The 21,162-nt window shown below is 69.2% G+C and carries 22 protein-coding genes; 14 read left to right on the forward strand and 8 right to left on the reverse strand.

Annotated elements, in window-relative coordinates; translation table 11 throughout:
* Positions 1–1,309 (reverse strand): FecR family protein (locus AC3WPZ_RS22785; RefSeq protein ID WP_492441694.1); only part of this gene is annotated, 1,309 nt, incomplete at its 3' end.
* Positions 1,310–1,311: 2 nt separating this feature from the next.
* Positions 1,312–2,022 (reverse strand): response regulator transcription factor, encoded by a 711-nt coding sequence (locus AC3WPZ_RS22790; RefSeq protein ID WP_444688146.1) that lies wholly within the window; start codon positions 2,020–2,022, stop codon positions 1,312–1,314.
* Positions 2,023–2,358: 336 nt separating this feature from the next.
* On the opposite strand from AC3WPZ_RS22790, the gene AC3WPZ_RS22795 reads away from it, so the two are divergent.
* From AC3WPZ_RS22795 to AC3WPZ_RS22810, 4 genes are all read left to right on the forward strand, one after another.
* Positions 2,359–3,108, forward strand: a complete 750-nt coding sequence (locus AC3WPZ_RS22795) for an electron transfer flavoprotein subunit beta/FixA family protein (protein WP_382159425.1) — start codon at positions 2,359–2,361, stop codon at positions 3,106–3,108.
* 11 nt (positions 3,109–3,119) lie between these two features.
* Positions 3,120–4,052, forward strand: a complete 933-nt coding sequence (locus AC3WPZ_RS22800) for an electron transfer flavoprotein subunit alpha/FixB family protein (RefSeq protein ID WP_492441696.1) — start codon at positions 3,120–3,122, stop codon at positions 4,050–4,052.
* Positions 4,053–4,131: 79 nt separating this feature from the next.
* Positions 4,132–5,922: an acyl-CoA dehydrogenase gene (locus tag AC3WPZ_RS22805; RefSeq protein WP_492441698.1), complete on the forward strand. Its 1,791-nt coding sequence runs from the start codon at positions 4,132–4,134 to the stop codon at positions 5,920–5,922.
* A gap of 88 nt (positions 5,923–6,010) precedes the next feature.
* Positions 6,011–6,991: an NAD(P)H-dependent flavin oxidoreductase gene (locus tag AC3WPZ_RS22810; RefSeq protein WP_492441700.1), complete on the forward strand. Its 981-nt coding sequence runs from the start codon at positions 6,011–6,013 to the stop codon at positions 6,989–6,991.
* A 7-nt stretch (positions 6,992–6,998) separates the two neighbouring features.
* Here AC3WPZ_RS22810 and AC3WPZ_RS22815 read toward each other — a convergent pair whose 3' ends face one another.
* Positions 6,999–7,829, reverse strand: coding sequence for a thioesterase family protein (locus AC3WPZ_RS22815; RefSeq protein WP_492441702.1), 831 nt, complete (start codon positions 7,827–7,829; stop codon positions 6,999–7,001).
* A 70-nt stretch (positions 7,830–7,899) separates the two neighbouring features.
* A complete protein-coding gene (locus tag AC3WPZ_RS22820; protein WP_492441705.1) occupies positions 7,900–10,221 on the reverse strand; it encodes a penicillin-binding protein 1A in 2,322 nt (773 codons plus the stop codon).
* A 138-nt stretch (positions 10,222–10,359) separates the two neighbouring features.
* On the opposite strand from AC3WPZ_RS22820, the gene creB reads away from it, so the two are divergent.
* The 3 genes from creB to creD all read left to right on the forward strand — a co-directional run bounded on the left by creB (position 10,360) and on the right by creD (position 13,945).
* Positions 10,360–11,058: a two-component system response regulator CreB gene (creB, locus tag AC3WPZ_RS22825; protein ID WP_492441707.1), complete on the forward strand. Its 699-nt coding sequence runs from the start codon at positions 10,360–10,362 to the stop codon at positions 11,056–11,058.
* Positions 11,059–12,498 (forward strand): two-component system sensor histidine kinase CreC, encoded by a 1,440-nt coding sequence (creC, locus tag AC3WPZ_RS22830; protein WP_492441709.1) that lies wholly within the window; start codon positions 11,059–11,061, stop codon positions 12,496–12,498.
* A gap of 94 nt (positions 12,499–12,592) precedes the next feature.
* Positions 12,593–13,945: a cell envelope integrity protein CreD gene (gene creD, locus AC3WPZ_RS22835; protein WP_492441711.1), complete on the forward strand. Its 1,353-nt coding sequence runs from the start codon at positions 12,593–12,595 to the stop codon at positions 13,943–13,945.
* Here the strand turns inward: creD and AC3WPZ_RS22840 are convergent.
* Positions 13,939–14,226 carry a DUF1330 domain-containing protein gene (locus tag AC3WPZ_RS22840; protein WP_444688586.1) on the reverse strand — a complete coding sequence of 96 codons (288 nt, stop codon included), beginning with the start codon at positions 14,224–14,226 and terminating at the stop codon, positions 13,939–13,941. The two genes, creD and AC3WPZ_RS22840, sit on opposite strands and share 7 nt — an antisense overlap.
* Positions 14,227–14,334: 108 nt before the next feature.
* Here AC3WPZ_RS22840 and AC3WPZ_RS22845 point away from each other — a divergent pair, with 108 nt between their 5' ends.
* Complete coding sequence (locus tag AC3WPZ_RS22845) at positions 14,335–14,709, forward strand: ArsR/SmtB family transcription factor (RefSeq protein WP_492441713.1); 375 nt, start codon at positions 14,335–14,337, stop codon at positions 14,707–14,709.
* The gene (locus tag AC3WPZ_RS22850; RefSeq protein ID WP_492441715.1) at positions 14,706–15,236 is read left to right on the forward strand and encodes an SRPBCC family protein; all 531 of its coding nucleotides are present in this window, start codon (positions 14,706–14,708) and stop codon (positions 15,234–15,236) included. Before AC3WPZ_RS22845 ends, AC3WPZ_RS22850 begins: the two co-directional genes overlap by 4 nt.
* A gap of 6 nt (positions 15,237–15,242) precedes the next feature.
* Here the strand turns inward: AC3WPZ_RS22850 and gntR are convergent, their stop codons facing one another.
* A complete protein-coding gene (gene gntR / locus AC3WPZ_RS22855) occupies positions 15,243–16,328 on the reverse strand; it encodes an HTH-type transcriptional regulator GntR (RefSeq protein ID WP_382323806.1) in 1,086 nt (361 codons plus the stop codon).
* Between the two features lie 120 nt (positions 16,329–16,448).
* Between gntR and AC3WPZ_RS22860 the strand changes: the two genes are divergently transcribed.
* The 4 genes from AC3WPZ_RS22860 to AC3WPZ_RS22875 are packed head-to-tail and all read left to right on the forward strand — an operon-like array spanning position 16,449 to position 19,836.
* The gene (locus AC3WPZ_RS22860) at positions 16,449–16,988 is read left to right on the forward strand and encodes a gluconokinase (RefSeq protein ID WP_382159403.1); all 540 of its coding nucleotides are present in this window, start codon (positions 16,449–16,451) and stop codon (positions 16,986–16,988) included.
* Positions 16,985–17,476, forward strand: coding sequence for a TRAP transporter small permease subunit (locus AC3WPZ_RS22865; protein WP_382159401.1), 492 nt, complete (start codon positions 16,985–16,987; stop codon positions 17,474–17,476). The genes AC3WPZ_RS22860 and AC3WPZ_RS22865 overlap by 4 nt, the downstream gene beginning before the upstream one ends.
* Before the next feature lie 4 nt (positions 17,477–17,480).
* Entirely contained in the window at positions 17,481–18,773 is a 1,293-nt protein-coding gene (locus tag AC3WPZ_RS22870) for a TRAP transporter large permease (protein WP_291113066.1), read from the forward strand.
* A 40-nt stretch (positions 18,774–18,813) separates the two neighbouring features.
* On the forward strand, positions 18,814–19,836 hold the full coding sequence (locus AC3WPZ_RS22875; protein ID WP_382159399.1) for a TRAP transporter substrate-binding protein: 1,023 nt from the start codon (positions 18,814–18,816) through the stop codon (positions 19,834–19,836).
* 10 nt (positions 19,837–19,846) lie between these two features.
* Here the strand turns inward: AC3WPZ_RS22875 and AC3WPZ_RS22880 are convergent, their stop codons facing one another.
* On the reverse strand, positions 19,847–20,287 hold the full coding sequence (locus AC3WPZ_RS22880) for a DUF6691 family protein (protein ID WP_444688590.1): 441 nt from the start codon (positions 20,285–20,287) through the stop codon (positions 19,847–19,849).
* Between the two features lie 14 nt (positions 20,288–20,301).
* Positions 20,302–20,739, reverse strand: a complete 438-nt coding sequence (locus AC3WPZ_RS22885; RefSeq protein WP_492441718.1) for a YeeE/YedE family protein — start codon at positions 20,737–20,739, stop codon at positions 20,302–20,304.
* A 117-nt stretch (positions 20,740–20,856) separates the two neighbouring features.
* On the opposite strand from AC3WPZ_RS22885, the gene AC3WPZ_RS22890 reads away from it, so the two are divergent.
* On the forward strand, positions 20,857–21,156 hold the full coding sequence (locus tag AC3WPZ_RS22890; RefSeq protein ID WP_444688591.1) for a hypothetical protein: 300 nt from the start codon (positions 20,857–20,859) through the stop codon (positions 21,154–21,156).
* The last annotated feature ends 6 nt before the right edge of the window (positions 21,157–21,162 follow it).

A 21,162-nucleotide genomic window follows, 5' to 3' on the forward strand; every position in this document is an offset into this window, starting at 1 on the left:
GCTTGTCCTCTGGAAGCTGGGCGCCGCGCGCTTCTGTGATGCCGACCTGGGCGGCGATCGCTTGTGCGGTGTGCTGGCAGCGGTCGAGGTCGGGCGTTTGCGCGACCAGATCGGTGAAGCTGGCGTCGCGCGCCACCTCGAAGCGGTAGCCCACGGCCGTGGCGCCTTCGGTGCACAGCAGTTCGATGGCGGGACCCACCACCCGGCTGCCCTGGCGCGGTTCGCGCAGCAAAGGGGCCGTCGGGTGCGCGTTGACGACCAGGCGGCGCACCGCCTCGGTCCCCGGAATGCCCTGGCCATCCATGGCGCGGACCGCGAGCAGGTAGGTCCCATCGTCCAGCGCCGCGAAACGCGCCACGGGCGAGGGGAAGACGGCGTTGCGCACCACGCGCTCGGCCGCGTCGTCGCTGGCGATGCGCACCTGCCAGGCCACGGCGCCGGCTTCGCGGGCGAGCGGCAGTTCGATCAGCGAGGCGTCCTCGAGCACGTCGGGCACGCCGGAGAGGTCGGGCGGCGCGAGCAGGGGCGCCACCACCGTTGTGTTGCCCACGCGCGCGCCCTGGCCGGCGTGCACCAGGGTGCCTGCCGCATTCGTGGGGGTGGCGCGCGAGCGCACCTGGATGGCGCCTTCGCGCACATCGCCGATCAGGTCACCTCCGCTGCCCACCGCCACGCCGAAGGTGGTGCCGCGCACGCCGCCCACGGCGCGCGGCGTGCGCACCTCGAAGCGGCTGCGGGGAGAGGCCAGTGGCTTGACCGTGGCATCGACCCGGCCGCGCTCCAGGTCGAGGCCGGACTGCGCATGGCCGGGCGCGGGCGCATGCCGCAGTTCGCGCAGGCGCACCTGCGTGCCGGCCGAGAGGCGCACCACCGAGCCATCGGCCAGGCGCAGGGTCACGAAGCCGTCGTCACCCACCTCGATCTGCGCGCCTTCGCTCACCTGTCCGCCGACCACCAGCGGCGCGGCATGGGCCTGGGACGCCCCCTGGCGCACGCTGGCCTGGCCCGCGACGTGCAGCACATCGGCCACCGCCGGCTCGGGGCGCGCGAGCGCGGCGGGAATCACCAGCTGGCTGCCGGGTCTCAGGCGGCGCGGATGGCTCACCTGGTTGAGGCGCTGCAGTTGCGGCCACTGGCTCGGGTCGTCCAGGTAACGCTGCGCGAGGTCGTACAGGTTGTCGCCCGGCTGCACGGTGTGCACGCGGTCCTGCTGCGCGAGCGCCAGCCCGCTCCAGCAGAGCAGGGCGGCGGCGGGGGCCACCAGGCGCCAGGGCGAACGCAAAGGGGATTGAGGGGCGGTGCGGGGCATGTTCAATGGGCCAGGGCGGCCGGCACCGGGCCGAGGTCTTCGAGCCGGTACCCGTGGCTGTAGACGGACACCAGCTTGTAGCCCGACTCGGCGCGCAGGCTCAGTTTGCTGCGCACGTGGGACATGTAGACGTCCAGCGAGCGCGACGAGATGTCCGCGTCGATGCCCCAGACGGCCTCGATCAGGTGGGCGCGCGAGAGCAGGCGGCCCATGTTGCGGAACATGAGGAAGGCGAGGTCGAATTCCTTGCTGGTCAGGGTCGAGAGTTCGGCGCCGTCGACGCGCACCACGCGGTCCTGCACCAGGAAACGGTAGCGGCCCCAGACCAGCTCCCTCGGCGCCGGGGCGTGGCCGCCCCGTCGCAGCAGCGCCATCAGGCGCGCGCGCAACTCCCCCACGCGGGCGGACTTGACCATGTAGTCGTCGGCGCCGCAGTTCAGGCCTTCGATGATGTCGCGCTCGTCGCTGCGGTTGGTCATCATCAGGATGGGCACCGGTGCCATTGCGGTGTCGCGGATGGCGCGGATCACGTCCAGGCCGGGGATGTCGGGCAGCTCCCAGTCGACGATGAAGAGGTCGAACGTCTCTTTGGGCAGCACGCGCAGCAGCGCGTTGGCATTCTCGAACAGGTGGCAGTCGTGGCCCATGGATGCGACGACCACCCTGACCAGATCCAGCTGCGCGGGATCGTCATCAATGGCGGCAATGCGCATGTGGCTCGGGCAGGTGGTTCAAAGGATTAAAAGAAACAGAATGTGTTTGCACGAATATATCGATGGACCTGCGGTGCTGCAGCCGTTTTGACAATCTATTAAGAAATCAAACGGTCATTCCGAGACCGAAGGCACGTGCCGTTTCACTAGGGAGACTTCCATCCAGGGGCAATAGCGCCTACAATGGCAAAAAAGCACGACCGTTCTTTTCTCGGTTTGTGCGTCGCCCACGAGGGCAGCGCCCATGAGGCGGCTGACCATCCGCATACAATCCTTGAGTTGACGTGCACGTCAATTCGTGACGACATTTTTCCAATCATCAGGAGCAACCCAATCATGAAGGTCATCGTCCCTGTCAAGCGCGTGGTGGATTACAACGTCAAGGTTCGCGTCAAGAGCGACGGTACTGGCGTGGACATCGCCAACGTCAAGATGAGCATGAACCCGTTTGACGAGATCGCGGTGGAAGAAGCCGTGCGCCTGAAGGAGAAGGGCGTGGTCACCGAGGTGATCGCCGTCTCCTGCGGCGTGACGCAGTGCCAGGAGACCCTGCGCACGGCCATGGCCATCGGCGCGGACCGCGCCATCCTGGTGGAGACCAGCGAAGAACTGCAGCCCCTGGCCGTGGCCAAGCTGCTCAAGGCGCTGGTGGACAAGGAACAGCCCCAGCTCGTGATCCTGGGCAAGCAGGCGATCGACGACGACTGCAACCAGACCGGCCAGATGCTGGCCGCGCTGGCAGGGCTTCCCCAAGCGACTTTCGCCTCCAAGGTCGAAGTGGCCGACGGCAAGGCCAGCGTCACGCGCGAAGTGGACGGCGGCCTGGAGACGCTGTCCATCACGCTGCCGGCCGTCATCACGACCGACCTGCGTCTGAACGAGCCGCGTTACGTGACGCTGCCCAACATCATGAAGGCCAAGAAGAAGCAGCTGGACATCGTCAAACCCGAAGACCTCGGTGTGGACGTGAAGCCGCGCATCAAGACCCTCAAGGTCAGCGAGCCGCCCAAGCGCGGTGCCGGCGTCAAGGTGGCCGACGTGGCCGCCCTGGTGGACAAGCTGAAGAACGAAGCCAAAGTGATCTGAGGACCTGACAAATGACCGCACTCGTTATTGCCGAACACGACAACGCCTCCATCAAGGGCGCGACCCTCAACACCGTGACCGCCGCCGCCCAGTGCGGGGGTGACGTGCACGTGCTCATCGCCGGCCACAACGCCGGTGAAGCCGCCAAGGCCGCCGCCGCCATCGCTGGCGTGGCCAAAGTCATCCACGCCGACGCCCCCGGCTTCGAACACGGCCTGGCCGAGAACGTGGCCGCGCAGGTGCTGGCCATCGCGGGCAACTACAGCCACATCCTGTTCCCGGCCACCGCCAGCGGTAAGAACGTCGCGCCCCGCGTGGCCGCCACGCTGGACGTGGGCCAGGTCTCCGACATCACCAAGGTCATCAGCGCCGACACGTTCGAACGCCCGATCTACGCCGGCAACGCGATCGCCACCGTGCAGAGCACCGATGCCAAGCACGTGATCACCGTGCGCACCACCGGCTTCGACCCGGCGGCGGCCACCGGTGGCAGCGCCGCCGTGGAAACCGCCACGGCCGCGGCCGATGACGGCAAGAGCAAGTTCCTGGGCAGCGAGATCGCCAAGAGCGACCGCCCCGAGCTCACCGCCGCGAAGATCATCGTCTCCGGTGGCCGCGCGCTGGGCTCCGCCGAGAAGTTCAACGAGGTGATGACCCCGTTGGCCGACAAGCTCGGTGCCGCACTCGGCGCCAGCCGCGCCGCGGTGGACGCGGGCTACGCGCCCAACGACTGGCAGGTGGGCCAGACCGGCAAGATCGTGGCGCCCCAGCTGTACATCGCCGCTGGCATCTCCGGCGCCATCCAGCACTTGGCCGGCATGAAGGACTCCAAGGTCATCGTGGCGATCAACAAGGACCCCGAGGCCCCGATCTTCTCGGTGGCCGACTACGGCCTGGAGGCGGACCTGTTCACCGCCGTGCCCGAGTTGATCAAGGCACTCTGAGCCGCTTGAGAAAGACAAGGGCATCGTTCGCGATGCCCTTGCCGCATCTGCCCCCTGAATTTCCCCCGGAGACAAGACGATGAGCTACACCGCCCCCCTCAAGGACATGCTGTTCGACATCGAGCACCTGGCCCGCATCGACCTGGTGGCGCAGATGCCCGGCTTCGAGGAAGCCGGCCTGGAAACCGCGCAAGCCGTGCTCGAGGAGTGCGCCAAGCTCAACGAAGGCGTGATCGCACCGCTGAACTTCGAGGGTGACAAGAACCCTTCGTGGTTCAAGGACGGCGTGGTCACCACCACACCCGGTTTCAAGGACGCCTTCAAGCAGTACGCCGAAGGTGGCTGGCAGGGCCTGCAGCACCCGGTGGACTTCGGTGGCCAGGGCCTGCCCAAGACCATTGGCGCGGCCTGCGGCGAAATCCTCAACAGCGCCAACATGAGTTTCGCGCTGTGCCCGCTGTTGACCGACGGCGCGATCGAAGCCCTGCTCACCGCGGGCTCCGACCAGCTCAAGGCGACCTACCTCGAAAAACTGGTGAGCGGTCAATGGACCGGCACCATGAACCTCACCGAGCCGCAGGCCGGCTCCGATCTCGCTGCCGTGCGCAGCCGCGCCGAGCCGCAGCCCGATGGCAGCTACAAGGTGTTCGGCACCAAGATCTTCATCACCTACGGTGAGCACGACATGGCCGAGAACATCGTGCACCTCGTGCTCGCGCGCGTGACCGGCGCGCCCGAGGGCGTGAAGGGCATCAGCCTGTTCGTGGTGCCCAAGTTCATGGTGAACCCGGACGGCTCCCTGGGCGCGCGCAACGACGTGCATTGCGTGAGCATCGAGCACAAGATGGGCATCAAGGCCAGCCCCACCGCCGTGCTGCAGTATGGCGACCACGGCGGTGCCGTGGGTTACCTCGTGGGCCAGGAAAACCGGGGCCTGGAGTACATGTTCATCATGATGAACGCCGCGCGCTACGCCGTGGGCGTGCAGGGCATCGCGATCGCCGAGCGCGCCTACCAGAAGGCCGTGGGCTACGCGAAGGACCGCGTGCAGAGCCGCCCGGTCGATGGCTCGATGAGCGCGGCCGCGCCCATCATCCACCACCCGGACGTCAAGCGCATGCTCATGACCATGCGCGCGTCCACCGAAGGCTGCCGCGCCATGGCCAGCGTGGCCGCCGCCGCGTACGACGCCGCCCACCACCACCCCGATGCCGAGGTGCGCAAGCAGAACGCGGCCTTCTACGAATTCCTGGTGCCCCTGGTCAAGGGCTACAGCACCGAGATGAGCCTGGAAGTCACCAGCCTGGGCGTGCAGGTGCACGGCGGCATGGGCTTCATCGAGGAGACCGGCGCGGCGCAGTACTACCGCGACGCCAAGATCCTCACCATCTACGAAGGCACGACCGCCATCCAGGCCAACGACCTCGTGGGCCGCAAGACCGCGCGCGATGGTGGCACCGGCGCCAAGGCCATCGCGGCCCAGATCGAGAAGACCGAAGCCGAACTGGCGACGCGCGGCAGCGCCAACGCGAAGGCCGTGCATGCGCGCCTGAAGGCCGCGCGCGAGGCCTTCGTGGACGTGGTCGAGTTCATCGCCGCCAACACGCGCGCCAACCCCAACGCGGCCTTCGCCGGCAGCGTGCCCTACCTCATGCTCGCGGGCAACCTCGTGGCGGGCTGGCAGATGGCGCGCGCGCTGATGGTGGCCGAGGACCAACTGGCCCAGGGCAAGGACGCGGCCTTCATGCAGGCCAAGATCACCACCGCGCGCTTCTACGCCGACCACCTCCTCAGCCGCGCCCCGGGCGTGCGCGACAGCATCGTGGACGGCGCCGAGGCCGTGACCGCGCTCGCCATCGAGGCCTTCTGATCGCGGTTTTCGCGCGCCCTGTCGCCGCATCGACAGGGCCTCGCCCCGCGCTGCCCCCAGAATCCTGACGAACCCCAACGGAGACACCATGATCGCACCCGCCCGCAGCCTGCCGCCCGTTCTGAAGAACCTGAAGTTCCCGGTGATCGGCTCGCCGCTGTTCATCATCAGCAACCCCAAGCTCGTGATCGCGCAATGCAAGGCCGGCGTGGTGGGCTCCATGCCCGCGCTCAACGCCCGCCCGGCTTCGCAGCTCGACGAATGGCTGGCTGAAATCACCGAGGCCCTGGCCGCGCACGACAAGGCCAACCCCGACAACAAGGCCGCGCCGTTCGCGATCAACCAGATCGTGCACAAGAGCAACGACCGGCTGGAGCACGACATGCAGCTGTGCGCCAAGTACAAGGTACCGATCGTGATCACCAGCCTGGGCGCGCGCGAGGACGTGAACCAGGCGGTGCACGCCTGGGGTGGCATCGTGCTGCACGACGTGATCAACAACGTGTTCGCGCACAAGGCGATTGACAAGGGCGCCGACGGCCTGATCCCCGTGGCCGCCGGTGCCGGTGGCCACGCCAGCGTGAAGAGCCCGTTCGCGATGGTGCAGGAAATCCGCGAATGGTTCGGCGGCCCGATCGCGCTCTCGGGCGCCATCGCCTCGGGCGGTGCCATCCTGGCCGCGCAGGCCATGGGCGCCGACCTGGCCTACATCGGCTCGGCCTTCATCGCCACCGAGGAAGCGCGCGCGGTGGACGGCTACAAGGAGATGATCACCGCGTCGGACTCCGACGACATCGTCTACAGCAACTTCTACACCGGCATCCACGGCAACTACCTCAAGGGCAGCATCAAGAACGCCGGCATGGACCCGGACAACCTGCCGCAGAGCGACCCGAGCAAGATGAACTTCGCCACCGGCGAGGGCGCCAACGCGGCCAAGGCCTGGCGCGACATCTGGGGCTGCGGCCAGGGCATCGGCGCGATCCGCGAGGTGCTGCCCGCCGCCGATCTGGTGGCGCGCTTCAAGCGCGAATACGCCGAGGCCAAGGCGCGCATCTGCGCGGGCTGAGCGCGCCTCAGGCGCGTTCGCGCATCACCAGGGTCTGGATCGCGACGCCGATGGGGCCGTGCACGTCGTAGAGGCGTGACAAGGTGGTGCCCACGCCGCCACCGTGGGCCTGGGTTTCCGAGCGCAACCCGATCCACTCGCCTTCGGGTGGGCGGTGCAGGTGCAGGCTGAGGTCGGCGTTCGAAAACAGGTAGCGCTCGGCCGGCAGCACCCAGCTCAGGCCATTGCCGAAATCGGCGGCGGCCGCCGCCCGCATGGCGGGGGAGTTGGGCCGACCCTGCACCAGCGGCACACTCAGGCGAAACCAGGCGGCGGCCGGGCCGGGCTGCGCGGCATCGCCCTGAGCCATGCGGTGGTCCATGGCGGACTGGTAGAACGAGACACCATCCGGCAGGCCAGGAATGCGCAGCCGCTCATGGCATTCGTCGGGCAGCGGTTGCAGCAGCTCCGGTGACCAGCCCGGCAGGCCGGACGGCAACTCGAACGGCTGCCCGCGCACCAGGAGCGCATGGCCCCGGGCCACCAGCACATCGTCAGCGAACAGGTCGATCGTCATGCGCGTGGTGGAGCGACCCGGGTGGGTGTCCAGGCGCGAGGTCAGCGGCGCCACCGGCACCGGCTTGATCAGCTCGATGCTCAGGCGCGAGAGCTGCCAGGCCGGGTCGGGCAGGGCGCTTTCGGCCAGGTGCACCAGAAGGGCACAAGGCGCACCGCCGTGCTGGGCGCGGGCGTCCCAGGGGCCGCGGGCCAGCACGCTGGGCTGCCAGCGGGTGCCGTCCTGTTCGAACACGGCGGTGGGAGGGGCGGCGGCGTCGGGAGAAGGGGCGGCAGGGCTCATGGTGAGCCGATGATAGGTGCGCGGTCCGCGCTGGGCTGTCGCCGCCGTGCAGCGCTCAGGGGGCCTTCGCTCAGGGCCTGGATTCGCCGCGCAGCCAGGCACCGAACGAGTTGAACACCTTGCCGATCTCGTTGCCGAGGTTGGTCTTGTACTGCACCCCGCTGGTGTCCGAGATCTGCGACACCCAGCCGCCGTCGTGCCATTCGGCGTACAGCCAGTCCTCGCCATCGCGCACCAGGCCTTCCGGCGGGGCGGGCGGTTGCGCCACCGGCACGCCCTTGAGCGCCGCGCCCATGTAGTCGATCCAGATCGGCAGCGCGATGCGCCCGCCCGACTCGCCGCCGCCCAGGCTGCGCGGCTTGTCGTAGCCCACCCACACGGCCGCGGCCAGCGAGGGCTGGTAGCCGGCGAACCAGGCGTCCACCGCGTCGTTGGTGGTGCCGGTCTTGCCGTAGATGTCGGGCCGCTTGAGCAGGGCCTGGGCCCGCGCGGCGGTGCCGGCGCGCGCCACGTCGTTGAGCAGGCTGCCGACCACGTAGGCGTTGCGCGCGGGAATGGCACGGGTCTCTTCGGTCAGCGGGGGCGCGGCCGGGGCTTCGAACAGCACCTTGCCCTGCGCGTCGGAGATCTTCTCGATCACCACCGGCGCCACCGGCCAGCCGCCGTTGGCCAGGGTGGCGTAGGCCTGGGCCATCTGCAAGGGCGTCGCGCTGCCGGTGCCCAGGGCCAGGGTGAGGTCGTTGGGCTGGCGCGCCACGTCCAGACCGAAGCGCCCGGTCCATTCGCGCGCGGGTTGGGTGCCGGTGTGCTGCAGCACGCGCACGCTGGCCAGGTTGCTCGAGCGCTTGAGCGCTTCGCGCACCGAGATCGGGCCCAGGTGTTCGCCGCTGGCGTTGTTCGGGCTCCAGCCGTTGGTGGCGGTGAAGGGCAGGTCGTCCACCATCGTGGCCGGCATCACGCGCGCTTCGAGCGCGGCGGAGTAGAGCAGCGGCTTCAAGGCCGAGCCCGGCTGGCGCCAGCCCTGCGTGACGTGGTTGAACGGCTGGTTGGTGAAGTCGAAGCCCCCCACCAGCGCGCGCACGCGGCCGGTCTGCGGGTCCAGCGCGACGAGCGCGGCCTCGGCCTCGGGCCACTGCGAGATCGCCCACAGCGGGGTCTTCTTGTCCTTGGCCTTGCCGTTGGCGACCACGCGCACGATGGCGCCGCGCGTGACCTTCATGGGCGCCTTGGCCTTGGCGTCGAGCGCCTTCTGTGCCCAGCGCAGGCCCTCGCCCTGCACGGTGATCCGTTCGCCGCTGGCCAGCTGCACCTCCAGCGCCGTCGGGCTGGCCGAGAGCACGATGCCCACGCGCAGGGTTTCGTCGTCGCGGTGGTCCTTGAGCGCCTCGGCGGCCGCGCGCTCCAGTTCGGCGCCGTTGCCCGAGGGCAGCGACTCGGTGTCTTCCGGGCCGCGCCACGCGCCCCGGCGTTCGAAGGCCAGCACGCCGCGCTGCACGGCGGTGTGCGCGGCGCGCTGGTCGGCCGCGCGCAGCGAGGTCGTCACGCGCAGCCCGCTCGAATAGGCCTCGGTGCCGAAGCGCTCGACCACGGCGCGCCGGGCCATTTCGGCCACGTGGGCCGCGTGCACGCTGCGCGTGCCCGGGGTGCGGATGACCAGCTTCTCGGCGCGCGCGGCGGCGAGCTGCTTGTCGTCGATCGCGTCGACGGCGCGCATGCGCTCGAGCACCACGCGCTGGCGCTGCGTGGCGCGCTCGAAGTTGGCCACCGGGTTGGCGTAGTACGGGTTCTGCGGCAGGCCCGCGAGCATGGCGGTCTCGGCCAGCGAGAGCTTGTCCAGCGGCTTGCCGAAGTAGATCTGCGAGGCGGCGGCGAAGCCATAGGCGCGCTGGCCCAGGAAGATCTCGTTCATGTAGATCTCCAGGATGCGGTCCTTGGAGATCTCGTCTTCCAGCTTGAGGGCCAGCCAGATTTCCTTGGCCTTGCGCTCGGCCGAGAACTCGCGCGTGAGCAGCATGGTGCGCACCAGCTGCTGCGTGATGGTGGAGGCGCCTTGCTTGCGCCCCCCGGTGATCACGGCCAGCACCGCGCGCGCCATGCCTTTGGGGTCCACGCCCGAGTGTTCGCGAAAGCGCGCGTCTTCCACCGCCAGCACGGCCTGCTGCAGCTGCATCGGCATGCGCGAGAGCGGCACGTAGTCGCGCCGCTCGGTGCCGAACTGCGCGATTTCCTCGCCGTCGGCGGTGTAGACCTGCAGCGGCAGCTTGGGCTGGTAGTGGACGATGCGATCCAGCGAGGGCAGGTCGAAGGTCGACGCCGGGACCGGGAACGCCACGACGAGGGCGGCGGAGAACGCCAGGGCGAGAACCGTCCTGCGTGGGGTGAGCTGAAGCATGGGGTGGAATTATCCCGCCCCCGTGTGAAGCCGGCGTGTGGTCAAAGGTCGTGCTCGTAACCAGCTGTGACTGGCTTTCGGGGGCCCCCAGGGCCTTGGTTAAGATGGCCCGCTCCATCCGAAAGCCCCCTCTACACCATGCGCAAGCGCATCCTGCTGCTGGAAGACGAACAGGCCATCGCCGACACCTTGCTGTACGCGCTGCAGAGCGAGGGCTTCGAGGTGCGGCACGTGGGGCTGGCGCGCGAGGCACTGTCGGCCTTCGAAGAAGCACCGCCGGACCTCGCCATTCTGGACGTGGGCGTGCCCGATGGCAACGGCTTCGACGTGTGCCGCGCGATCCGCAAGACCAGCGAGCTGCCCATCGTGTTCCTGACTGCGCGCCACGAGGAGATCGACCGCGTGCTGGGCCTGGAGCTGGGGGCCGACGACTATGTGGTCAAACCGTTCTCGCCGCGCGAGGTGTGCGCCCGCGTGCGCGCCATCCTGCGCCGCAGCGCGGCCGGTGGCGCCCCGGCCGCCGTGCCCGCGCCCACCCCGGTGGCCCCGGGCCTGCTCACGCTGGACGAGAAGGCGCAGCGCATCGCCTGCGAGGGCGAACTGCTGGCGCTCACGCGCTACGAGTTCCTGCTGCTGGCCACGCTGCTGCGGCGGCCGCAGCGCATCTTCTCGCGCGCCGAACTCATGGCGCTGGTCTGGGGCGGCGCGCCACACACCTCGGAGCGCACCGTGGACGCGCACATCAAGCTGCTGCGCGCCAAGCTGCGTGAGCGGGGCCTGGTGGCGGACGTGATCCAGACCCACCGCCACATGGGTTACTCGCTGCGGTTGCCCTGAATGCGCATCGGCCTGCGCCTGCTCATTGGGTTCTTCCTGGTGCTGGGCCTGGCGCTGTTCGTGGTGCTGCGCGTGCTGCTGGACGAGGTCAAGCCCGGCACCCGCCTGGCCATGGAGGACAGCCTGATCGATGCGGCCTACACGCTGGCGCAGCTGGCCACGCCCGACATGAAGGCCGGCACCATCGCCGAGGGTTTCTTCGCCCGCTCGCTGCAGGGCCTGGACACCGCGCGGCCCGGCGCCAACATCGGGGGCTTTCGCAAGGACCGCATCGATACCCGCATCACCATCACCGATGCCGAAGGCATCGTGCGCTTCGACACGCAGCCCGAGGCCATCGGCCAGGACCATTCGCGCTGGAACGACGTGGTGCGCACGCTGCGCGGCGAGTACGGCGCGCGCTCCAGCCCGGCCAGTCCCTACGATCCCGACAACACGGTGATGCACGTGGCCGCGCCGATCCGCGATGGCGACCGCGTCATCGGCGTGCTCACCGTCTCGCGCCCCAACCAGCGCCTGCAGCCCTACATCGACCGCAGCGAGCAGCGCATCCTGCGCTGGTCCTGGGCGCTGCTGGGCCTGTCCCTGCTCATCGGCCTGCTGTTCAGCTGGTGGATCGCGAGCTCGCTCTCGCGCCTGCGCGGTTATGCGAACGCGGTCTCGCGCGGCGAGCGCGTGCCGTTGCCGGTGCTCGGTCGCCTGAGCGGCAGCACCGAGTTCGCCGACCTGGCGGGCGCGCTGGAGCGCATGCGGCTCAAGCTGGAGGACAAGGCCTATGTGGAGAGCTACGTGCACACGCTCACGCACGAGCTCAAGAGCCCGCTGGCCGCGATCCGGGGCGCGGCGGAGCTGCTGCAGGAAGACCTGCCCGCGCCCGACCGGCAGCGCTTCGCCGGCAACGTGCAACGGCAGGCCGAGCGCCTGCACCTGCTGGTGGACAAGCTGCTGCAACTGGCCCACGTGGAGCAGATGCAAGGCCTGGGCACGCGCGAGCCGGTGGACCTGAGCGCGCTCACGCGCGAGCTGCTGCAGCGGCTCGAGCCGCGCCTGCGCCGCAAGTCGCTGCGCGTGCGCGACGAACTCGGGCAGGGCCTGGTGGTGCAGGGCGATGCCTTCCTCATCGGCCAGGCCTTGCAGAACCTGCTGGACAACGCGATCGACTTCTCGCCGCCGCAGGGCGAGCTGTGGCTGCGCCTGCACAAGGACGGTGGCCAGCTGGAGTGGTCGGTGCGCGACCAGGGGCCGGGCATTCCCGACTACGCGCGCGACCGCCTGTTCGAGCGTTTCTATTCGCTGCCGCGCGGCGAGGGGCAGGACAAGGGCTCGGGCCTGGGCCTGTGCCTGGTCAAGGAGGTGAGCGACCTGCACGGCGGCCAGGTGGTGGTGGAGAACGTGTCCTCGCCCGGCGGCTGCATCGCCCGCTGGCGCCTGCCGGCCTGAGGGTTTCACACCCACTGCACAAAACGCTGCTGCAGCGCACGGCCGCTTCGCACGGCGGGGCCAGACTGGCCGGGTTCTCACCACGGAGCCCGACTTGAACAAATACCCCCTGCTGAGCAAAGTCCTGGTCATCGGCCTGCTGATGCTGCTGCTCTCGATTCCCCTCCTGATGGTGCGCGACCTGATCCAGGAGCGCAGCCAGAACCGCGAAACCGCCACCGAGGAGGTGGCGCGCGCGCACGCCGGCGCGCAGACCCTCACCGGGCCGGTGCTGTACGTGCCCTACACCGAAACCTTCACGCGCACCGTGAGCGTGGGCGAGGCCGGCCACACGCGCGAGGAGCGCGTGACGCAGTCGCACGCGGTGATCCGCTTTCCCACGGTGATGGAGACCCGCAGCCAGCTCGCGACCGAGACGCGCTGGCGCGGCGTCTTCCCGATCACGGTCTACACCAGCGTGAACCAGAGCAGCGGCCGCTTCGTGTGGACCGAGGTGGAACCGCGCGAGAAGAACGGCCAGATCAGCCTGGGCCAGCCACGCCTGCTCATGGGCGTGAGCGATTTGCGCGGCCTGCTCAACGCGCCCCAGCTCAAGGTCGACGGCCGCGCGCTGGCCGTGGCGCCCGGGCCGGCCGCGCAGCGGCTGCCCCTGCCGCTGGCCGCCTCGCTCGACGTCGCCCAGCTGCGGCCCGGCGCGGTGCTGCCGTTCGAACTGCAGCTCGAACTCGCGGGCACGGGCCGCATCGGCTGGGTGCCGCTGGCCGACGAGAACCGCGTGCAGCTGCAATCGAGTTGGCCGCACCCCAGCTTCGACGGCGACTTCCTGCCGCGCACGCGCAGCGTGAGCGCCTCGGGCTTCGAGGCCGCGTGGAGCGTGCCGTCGCTCTCGACCCAGGCGCAGCAGCAGTTCGTGCAGCAGGGCGGCGAGCAGCGGCGCGCGCCCGAGAGCTTTTCCGTCTCGCTCGGCAACCCGGTGGACGTCTACCGCATGACGGAGCGCGCGACCAAGTACGGGATGATGTTCATCGTGCTCACCTTCGCCGCCTTCTTCGTGCTGGAGATGGTGAAGCGCTGGCGCATCCACCCCATGCAGTACCTGATGATCGGCGCCGCGCTGGTGCTGTTCTTCCTGCTGCTGCTGTCGATCGCCGAGCACCTGGACTTCGTCTGGGCCTACCTCGTGGCCAGCGCGGCCTGCATCGGCCTGCTGGCGCACTACCTGCGCCACGTGCTGGGCGGCTGGACGCCGGGCCTGCTCATGAGCGGCCTGCTGGTGGCGCTTTATGGCGTGCTCTACGGCATCCTGATCTCGGAGGACAACGCGCTGATGATGGGCTCGCTGCTGCTGTTCGGCGTGTTGGCCGCCATCATGGTCGCGACGCGCAAGGTCGACTGGTACAGCGTGATGGGCGCCGCCGCCCCGGCGCAGGACCCGCCGGCTCAGTAGCCTTCGATGGCGAACAGCGTGCCGCTGGCGGCGCGCTGCCGGATCGCCACCAGGCGCTGGTACTCGGGCGAGTGGTAGAAGGCCTCGAGCCGCGCCATGTCGGGGAATTCGAGGATCACCTGGCGGTTCGGCACGCCGTGGCCTTCGAGCACCTTCACCGCGCCGCCACGCACCAGGTAACGGCCGCCGTGCGCGGCGATCACGGCGGGCACCTCGCGGCGGTATTCCTCGTAGAGGGCCGGGTCGGTGATGTCGATGTTGCCGTAGAGGTAGGCGGGCATGGGGTCTCCGGGTGGTGTCTTCGACGCGGAGCTTACCGCCATGGCCCGGTAGAAAAACATTCAATCATTCGGTTGACAGTTGTTCGGGTGGTGTATATATTCAACTTCATGGTTGAATATGAAGCGCCCCAACTCGACGCCGTGTTTCGCGCCCTGGCCGATCCGACCCGGCGTGCCATGCTGACCGCGCTGTCCTCGCAGCCGCTGCCCGTGGGCGAGCTCGCGGCGCCGTTCGACATCTCGCTGGCCGCGGCATCCAAGCACATCCAGGTGCTCGAACGGGCCGGGTTGATCCAGCGCACCATCACCGGACGCACCCACCTGTGCCAGTTGAACGCCGCACCGATGCACGCCGGGCTCGAGTGGATTCGCCACTACGAGCGGTTCTGGCAGCAGCGCGTCGATGTGCTCGAAGCCTTGCTCAAAGCCGAGGACAAGGCCCGGCAACCGCGGGCACCCCGCAACCCAAGGAGAAAACCATGAAGGACGACGATTACGGCGTGCTCACCGCCCCCGACACGGTGCGCATCGAACGCCTGCTGCCCGGCCCCATCGAGCGGGCGTGGGCCTGGATCACCGAAGAGGACAAGCGCGCCCAGTGGCTGGCCGGCGGTGCGATGGACCTGCAGGTGGGCGGCCGGGTGGCATTGACGTTCCGCCACAAGGAGCTGACGCATGCCGACGACCCCGCGCCACCGAAATACGCGGACATGGCGGCATGCGCGGAACTGCTGGGACAGGTCACGGTGTGCGAACCGCCGCATCGGTTGGCCCACACCTGGGGCGGGCAGGGCGAGGTTCAGTACGAGCTGCGTGAAGTCGGGGGCGGTGTGCGGCTCGTGATCACGCACCAGCGTTTGCCCAGCCGCGACGATGTGCTGAGCGTGTCGGCCGGGTGGCATGCGCACCTCGATCTGCTGGTCGCGCGCCTGCAGGGCCGCGAGGCGCCGCGCTACTGGCAGTTGCACTCGCGGCTCGAGGTCGACTACGCCGATCGTTTCCCGGTTTGATCGGGCTCAGCTGCTGCCGCGGATCAGGGGCTCGAAGCCCAGGTCCAGCGAAGGCTTGGGTGGCAGCTCGCCGCGCATCAGGCTCAGCAGCATCTGCGCGCTGGCCTCGCCGATGGCGCGGCGCGGCGTGCGCACCGTGGTCAGCGGCGGCACCATCTGGTCGCTGCCCGAGAGGTCGTTGAAGCCCGCCACCGCGATGCGCGCGGGCACCTCGATCTTCAGGCGCAGCGCGCACAGCAGGCCGCCCTGGGCCAGGTCGTCGTTGCAGAAGAACACCGCGTCCACCTCGGGGCGGGTGCGCAGCAGGTCTTCGAGCAGTTCACCGCCCAGTTGCATGGACGAGGGCTGCGGGCTCAGCAGCTCCAGCTTCGCGTCGTACAGGCCGTGCTGGCGCAGGCAGCGGCGGTAGCCCTCGGCGCGCTGCATGGTGCGTGGGTCCAGCTGCGCGGCCACGAAGGCGATGCGCCGGCGGCCGCGCTGCACCAGGTGCTCGGTGATCGCGTGGCCCGCCTCGACCTGCGAGAAGCCCACGCAGTAGACGCCCGGTGCCTGCGTCAATTCCATCAGGTGCACGCAGGGCACGCCGCTGCCGGCGATGAGCTGGCGCGCGGCCTCGGTGCGGTCGAAGCCAGTGAGCAGCAGGCCCGCCGGCCGGTGCGCCAGGTAGCTGCGCAGCAATTGCTCTTCCTCGCGCGGCTCGTAGTGCGTCACGCCGATCAGGGTCTGGTAGCCGTGTGGCAGCAGGGTGCGGTGCACGGCCTCCAGCACATCGACGAAGAGCGCGTTGGACAGCAGCGGCACCAGCACCGGCACCTGCGTGCTGCGCTGGGAGGCGAGGGCGCGCGCCGCCGGGTCGGGCACATAGCCCAGCTGCTCGGCGGCGAGCTTGACGCGCTCCACCAGCTCGGCCGCCACGCTGCGCTCGCCGCGCAGCGCGCGCGAGGCGGTGATGGGGCTCACGTCGGCCGCGCGGGCCACGTCGCTGAGGGTGGTGCGGCCGCTGTGGCGGCGCTTGCGTTCGGTCGGTTCCAAGGGTTTTCCCGGTGTTGGAGGCGGTGAGCCAGGCGTTAGGATAGCGCTGTCCAAGGCCATGGACACCCGAATTTACCCTGAATCGTGCCACAGGCCGACCAAAGTCCCAGCCAGGAAGGCGGGCACGGTCGGACATGAGGACCGGTTTTCTTTTTCACCTTGTTGGGACAGCGCTACCAAATGAATGCATCGCCCCCGAACACCTCCCTCGTCGTCATGGGCGTGGCGGGTTGCGGCAAGTCCAGCCTGGGCCAGTTGTGCGCCCGGACGCTGGGCGTGCCCTTGCTGGAGGGAGACGATTTCCACTCCGCCAGCAACGTCGCCAAGATGCGCGGCGGCATCCCCCTGAGCGACGACGACCGCGCGGCCTGGCTCGACACCCTGGCCGAGCAGCTGCAGGCCCATGCCGAGGGCGTGGTGCTGACCTGTTCGGCCCTCAAGCTGCGCTACCGCGACCGCCTGCGCGCTGCCGTGCCCGGCCTGCGCTTCGTGTTTCTCGAACTCACGCAGGAGCAGGCGCGCGAGCGCGTGGCCGCGCGCCCGGCCCACCTGTTCCCGGTGAGCCTCGTGGCCAGCCAGTTCGCCACGCTGGAAGACCCGCGCCGCGAACCCGGCGTGCTGCCGCTGGACGCCACGCGCCCGCTGGCCGAACTCGGTGAGGCCGTGGTGCATTGGGTGCACGGCAACGCCACCCCCCATTCCCTGGAGCTTCGCTCATGAAACCATCGCAAGTCTTGAAACACGGGGCCGAGGCCCTGCTCGCGCTGTGCCTGGCGGGCATGGTGGTCTGCGTGTTCGCCAACGTGGTGCTGCGCTACGGCTTCGACAGCGGCATCAACGCCACCGAAGAACTCTCGCGCCTGCTGTTCGTGTGGATGGTGTTCCTGGGCGCGACCGCCGCCTACCCGCTGGGCCAGCACATGGCCTTCACCAGCCTGGTCGGCTCGTTGCGCGATCGCCCGCGCGCATTCGCCTTCGCCACGCTGGCCATCCGCGGGCTGGTGCTGCTGGCCTGCGTGCTGCTGGGTCGGGGCGCGTGGCAGCAGGTGGTGGTGGGCATGGACAGCCACTCCGTGGTGCTGGGCTACCCCGTGGCCTTGTTGCCCCTGCCGGCGTTGCTGTGCGCGCTGGCCATCGGCGCCATGGTGCTGGTCGAGATCGTGCGCCGCACGCCGCTCGACCTGGGCCACGCGGTGGACATGGAGTGACACGATGAGCGTTGAAGCATTGGCCTTCGTGGTCTTCATCGCCGGCATGCTGGTGCTCATGGGCATCGGCATGAACATGGCCTTCGCGCTGCTGCTCACGGGGGCCGCCATGGCCTGGGTGATGGACTTCTGGGACACCCAGCTGCTGGCGCAGAACATGGTGGCAGGCATCGACAGCTTCCCGCTGCTGGCCGTGCCCTTCTTCATCCTGGCCGGCGAGCTCATGAACTCGGGCGGCATCAGCAAGCGCATCATCGACATGGCGCAGGCCTGGGTCGGCCACGTGCGCGGCGGGCTGGGCTACGTGGCCATCGGTGCGGCGGTGCTGCTCTCGGCCATGTCGGGCTCGGCGCTGGCCGACGCGGCCGCGATGTCCGCCATCCTGCTGCCCATGATGCGCAAGCACGGCTACCCGGTGGCCTCGTCGGCCGGGCTCATCGCCGCCGGCAGCGTCATCGGGCCGATCATCCCGCCGTCCATGGCCTTCGTGATCTACGGCGTGACCACCAACACCTCGATCTCGGCGCTGTTCATCTCGGGCATCGTGCCCGGCCTGGTGATGGGCGTGGCGCTGGTGGTGGCCTGGCGAGTGGTGCTGCGCAAGATGACGCTGACCAGCTCGCCGCCGGTGCCCATGGCCGAGCGCCTGCGCCTCACGGGCCGCGCGGTCTGGGCGCTGGTGATGCCGGTGATCATCATCGGCGGCATGAAGAGCGGCATCTTCACGCCCACCGAGGCCGCCGTGGTGGCCGCGTTCTACGCGCTGGTGATCGCGCTCTTCGTGCACCGCGAGATGCGCCTGCCCGAGCTGTACAGCGCGCTGGTGCGCGCCGCGAGCACCACCTCGGTGGTGATGTTCCTGTGCGCCGGCGCCGCCGTGGCCAGCTACATGATCACGCTGGCCGACCTGCCGTCCACGCTCACCGGCTGGCTGGGCCCGCTGGTGGAACACCCGCGCGTGCTGATGGTGGTGATGATGCTGGTGCTGGTGGCGATCGGCACCGCGCTGGACCTCACGCCCACCATCCTGATCTTCGCGCCGGTGATGCTGCCCATCGCCGTGAAGGCGGGCATCGACCCGGTGTACTTCGGGCTGATGTTCGTGCTCAACGGCGCCATCGGCCTGGTCACGCCGCCGGTGGGCACCGTGCTCAACGTGGTGGCCGGGGTCGGGCGCCTGCCCATGCACCAGGTCATCAAGGGCGTGAACCCCTTCCTGATCACCTACCTCATCGTTCTCGGCCTGTTCATCGTGTTCCCGCAGATCGTCACCGCGCCCGTGGCCTGGATGCGCTGACCTTGCCACTTCCCCTTCACCCACCCCCAAGGAGACAACCATGACCCTGTTTCGCCGCACCCTGATCGCCGCCACCGCGGCCGCCGCGCTCGCCACCCCCTTCGCCGCCAGCTGGGCGCAGGACATCAAGCCGCGCATCATCCGTTTCGGCTACGGCCTCAACGAAATCTCCAACCAGGGCCGCGCCACCAAGCTGTTCGCCGAAGAGGTCGAAAAAGCCTCGGGCGGCAAGATGAAGATCCGCGCCATCGGCGCCGCCGCGCTGGGCTCGGACGTGCAGATGCAGCAGGCGCTGATCGGTGGCGCGCAGGAAATGATGGTGGGCTCCACCGCCACCCTGGTGGGCATCACCAAGGAAATGGCGATCTGGGACACGCCCTTCCTGTTCGACAACGCCAAGGAAGCCGACGTGGTGCTCGACGGCCCGGTGGGCCAGAAGGTGATGGACAAGCTGCAGGAAAAAGGCTTGGTCGGCCTGGTGTATTGGGAGAACGGTTTCCGCAACCTCACCAACAACAAGCGCGCCGTCACCAAGCTCGAGGACATGGACGGCATCAAGCTGCGCGTGATGCAGAACAACGTGTTCATCGACAGCTTCAAGACCCTGGGCGCCAACGCCGTGCCGCTGCCATTCTCCGAGCTGTTCACCGCGCTGGAGACCAAGACCGTGGACGGCCAGGAGAACCCGTACAACACCATCCTCTCGAGCAAGTTCTACGAGGTGCAGAAGTACCTCACGGTGACCAACCACGTCTACAGCCCGTGGATCGTGCTGGTGAGCAAGAAGTACTGGGACGGCCTGAGCAAGGACGAGCACAAGGTGCTGCTGGACGCCGCCAGGAAGAGCCGTGACTTCGAGCGCCAGGACACGCGCGCCGAGGCCGACAAGGCGCTGGCCGACCTCAAGGGCAAGGGCATGCAGATCAACCAGCTCTCGCCGGCCGAAGCCAACCGCATGCGCGAAAAACTCGCCGGCGTGAACTCGGGCATCGCCGCCAACGTGGGCGAAGACCTTTGGAAGGAAACGCAGGCCGCCGTCGCCAAGGCGCGCGCCGCGAAGTAAGCCGGGTTCGTCAGCGCGCGGCGGCCGCCGCCGGCCGGGCGAGCAGGCGCTCGGCCCAGCCGTGCATCAGCATGCCCACCAGCATGGCCGCGACGAACACCGCGGCCTTGAACTCGCCCGAGGCCATCGACACGAGCGCAGGGCCCGGGCAGAAGCCCGCCAGGCCCCAGCCCGCGCCGAACACCAGGCTGCCCAGCACCAGGCGCCGGTCGATCTGCGTGGCTTTCGGCAGGTGCATGGCGTCGCCGAAGAAGCTGGTGGTGCGCCGCTTCGCCAGCGCGAAGGCGAAGACGCCCACCGCGATCGCGCCCGCCATCACGAAGGCCAGCGAAGGGTCCCAGGTGCCGAACAGGTCGAGGAAGCCCAGCACCTTGGCCGGGTCGGCCATGCCCGAGAGCAGCAGGCCCAGGCCGAACAGCAGGCCGACGAGAAATTCGATGATGCGTTGCATGGTGTGGGGTCTCCTCAGAGCAGGTGGCGGACGGCGTAGACGACGGCGAAGCCCGCGCCCATGAAGCACAGCGTGGCCACCAGCGAACGCGGCGACAGGCGCGAGAGCCCGCACACGCCGTGGCCGCTGGTGCAGCCCGAGCCGTAGCGCGTGCCCAGGCCCACCAGCAAGCCCGCGGCCACCAGCAGGCCGGTGCCCGCGTCGATGCGCGGCGCGCGCAGCAGGCCGTCGGGCGCGAGCCAGCCGTAGAGCAGGGGGGCGCTGAAGACCCCGAGCAGGAAGGCGATGCGCCAGCCCGCGTCGCCCGCCCGGGGCGGCAGCAGGCCGCCCAGGATGCCGCTGATGCCGAGCACGCGGCCGTTCATGAGGATGAAGGCGGCCGCCGCCAGGCCGATCAGAATGCCCCCGGCCAGCGAGGCCCAGGGCGTGAAGTGGGCCCAATCGATGTTCATGTGGATCTCCGTTGTCTGGCCGAGCATACGGGCGACGCCCTGCCGGTGCCAGGGCGCGGTCTTGGTTATATACTGAGAAATATAGCGAAAGCCTGACCCACTTTTTCGGAGCACGCCATGACCGGACCCACCCACGCGCAGCAGGCCTCGCACAGCGCGCCCGTGTTCAATGCCTTGCCGAGCCACCTGGTCTCGCAGGAGTTGCCGGTGCGCGGCGCGCTCAGCCGCCTGCCCGAACTGCGCAGCGCCGTGCGGGTGTGCGAATGGATGGTTGAGCCCGTGGCGGGCGGCACCGAGCTGGCGCTCACCCTGGTGCTGTCGGAGCACGTGAGCCTGTCCTTCGTGCTCGGGGCGCAGGACGCAGAAGACCTGAGCCTCACGCTGGCGCAGGGGGCGCCCGGTGCCGAGGCGCCGTGAGGGCGG

This window comes from Hydrogenophaga sp. FW305-3-2-15-A-LB1 (assembly GCF_058787875.1).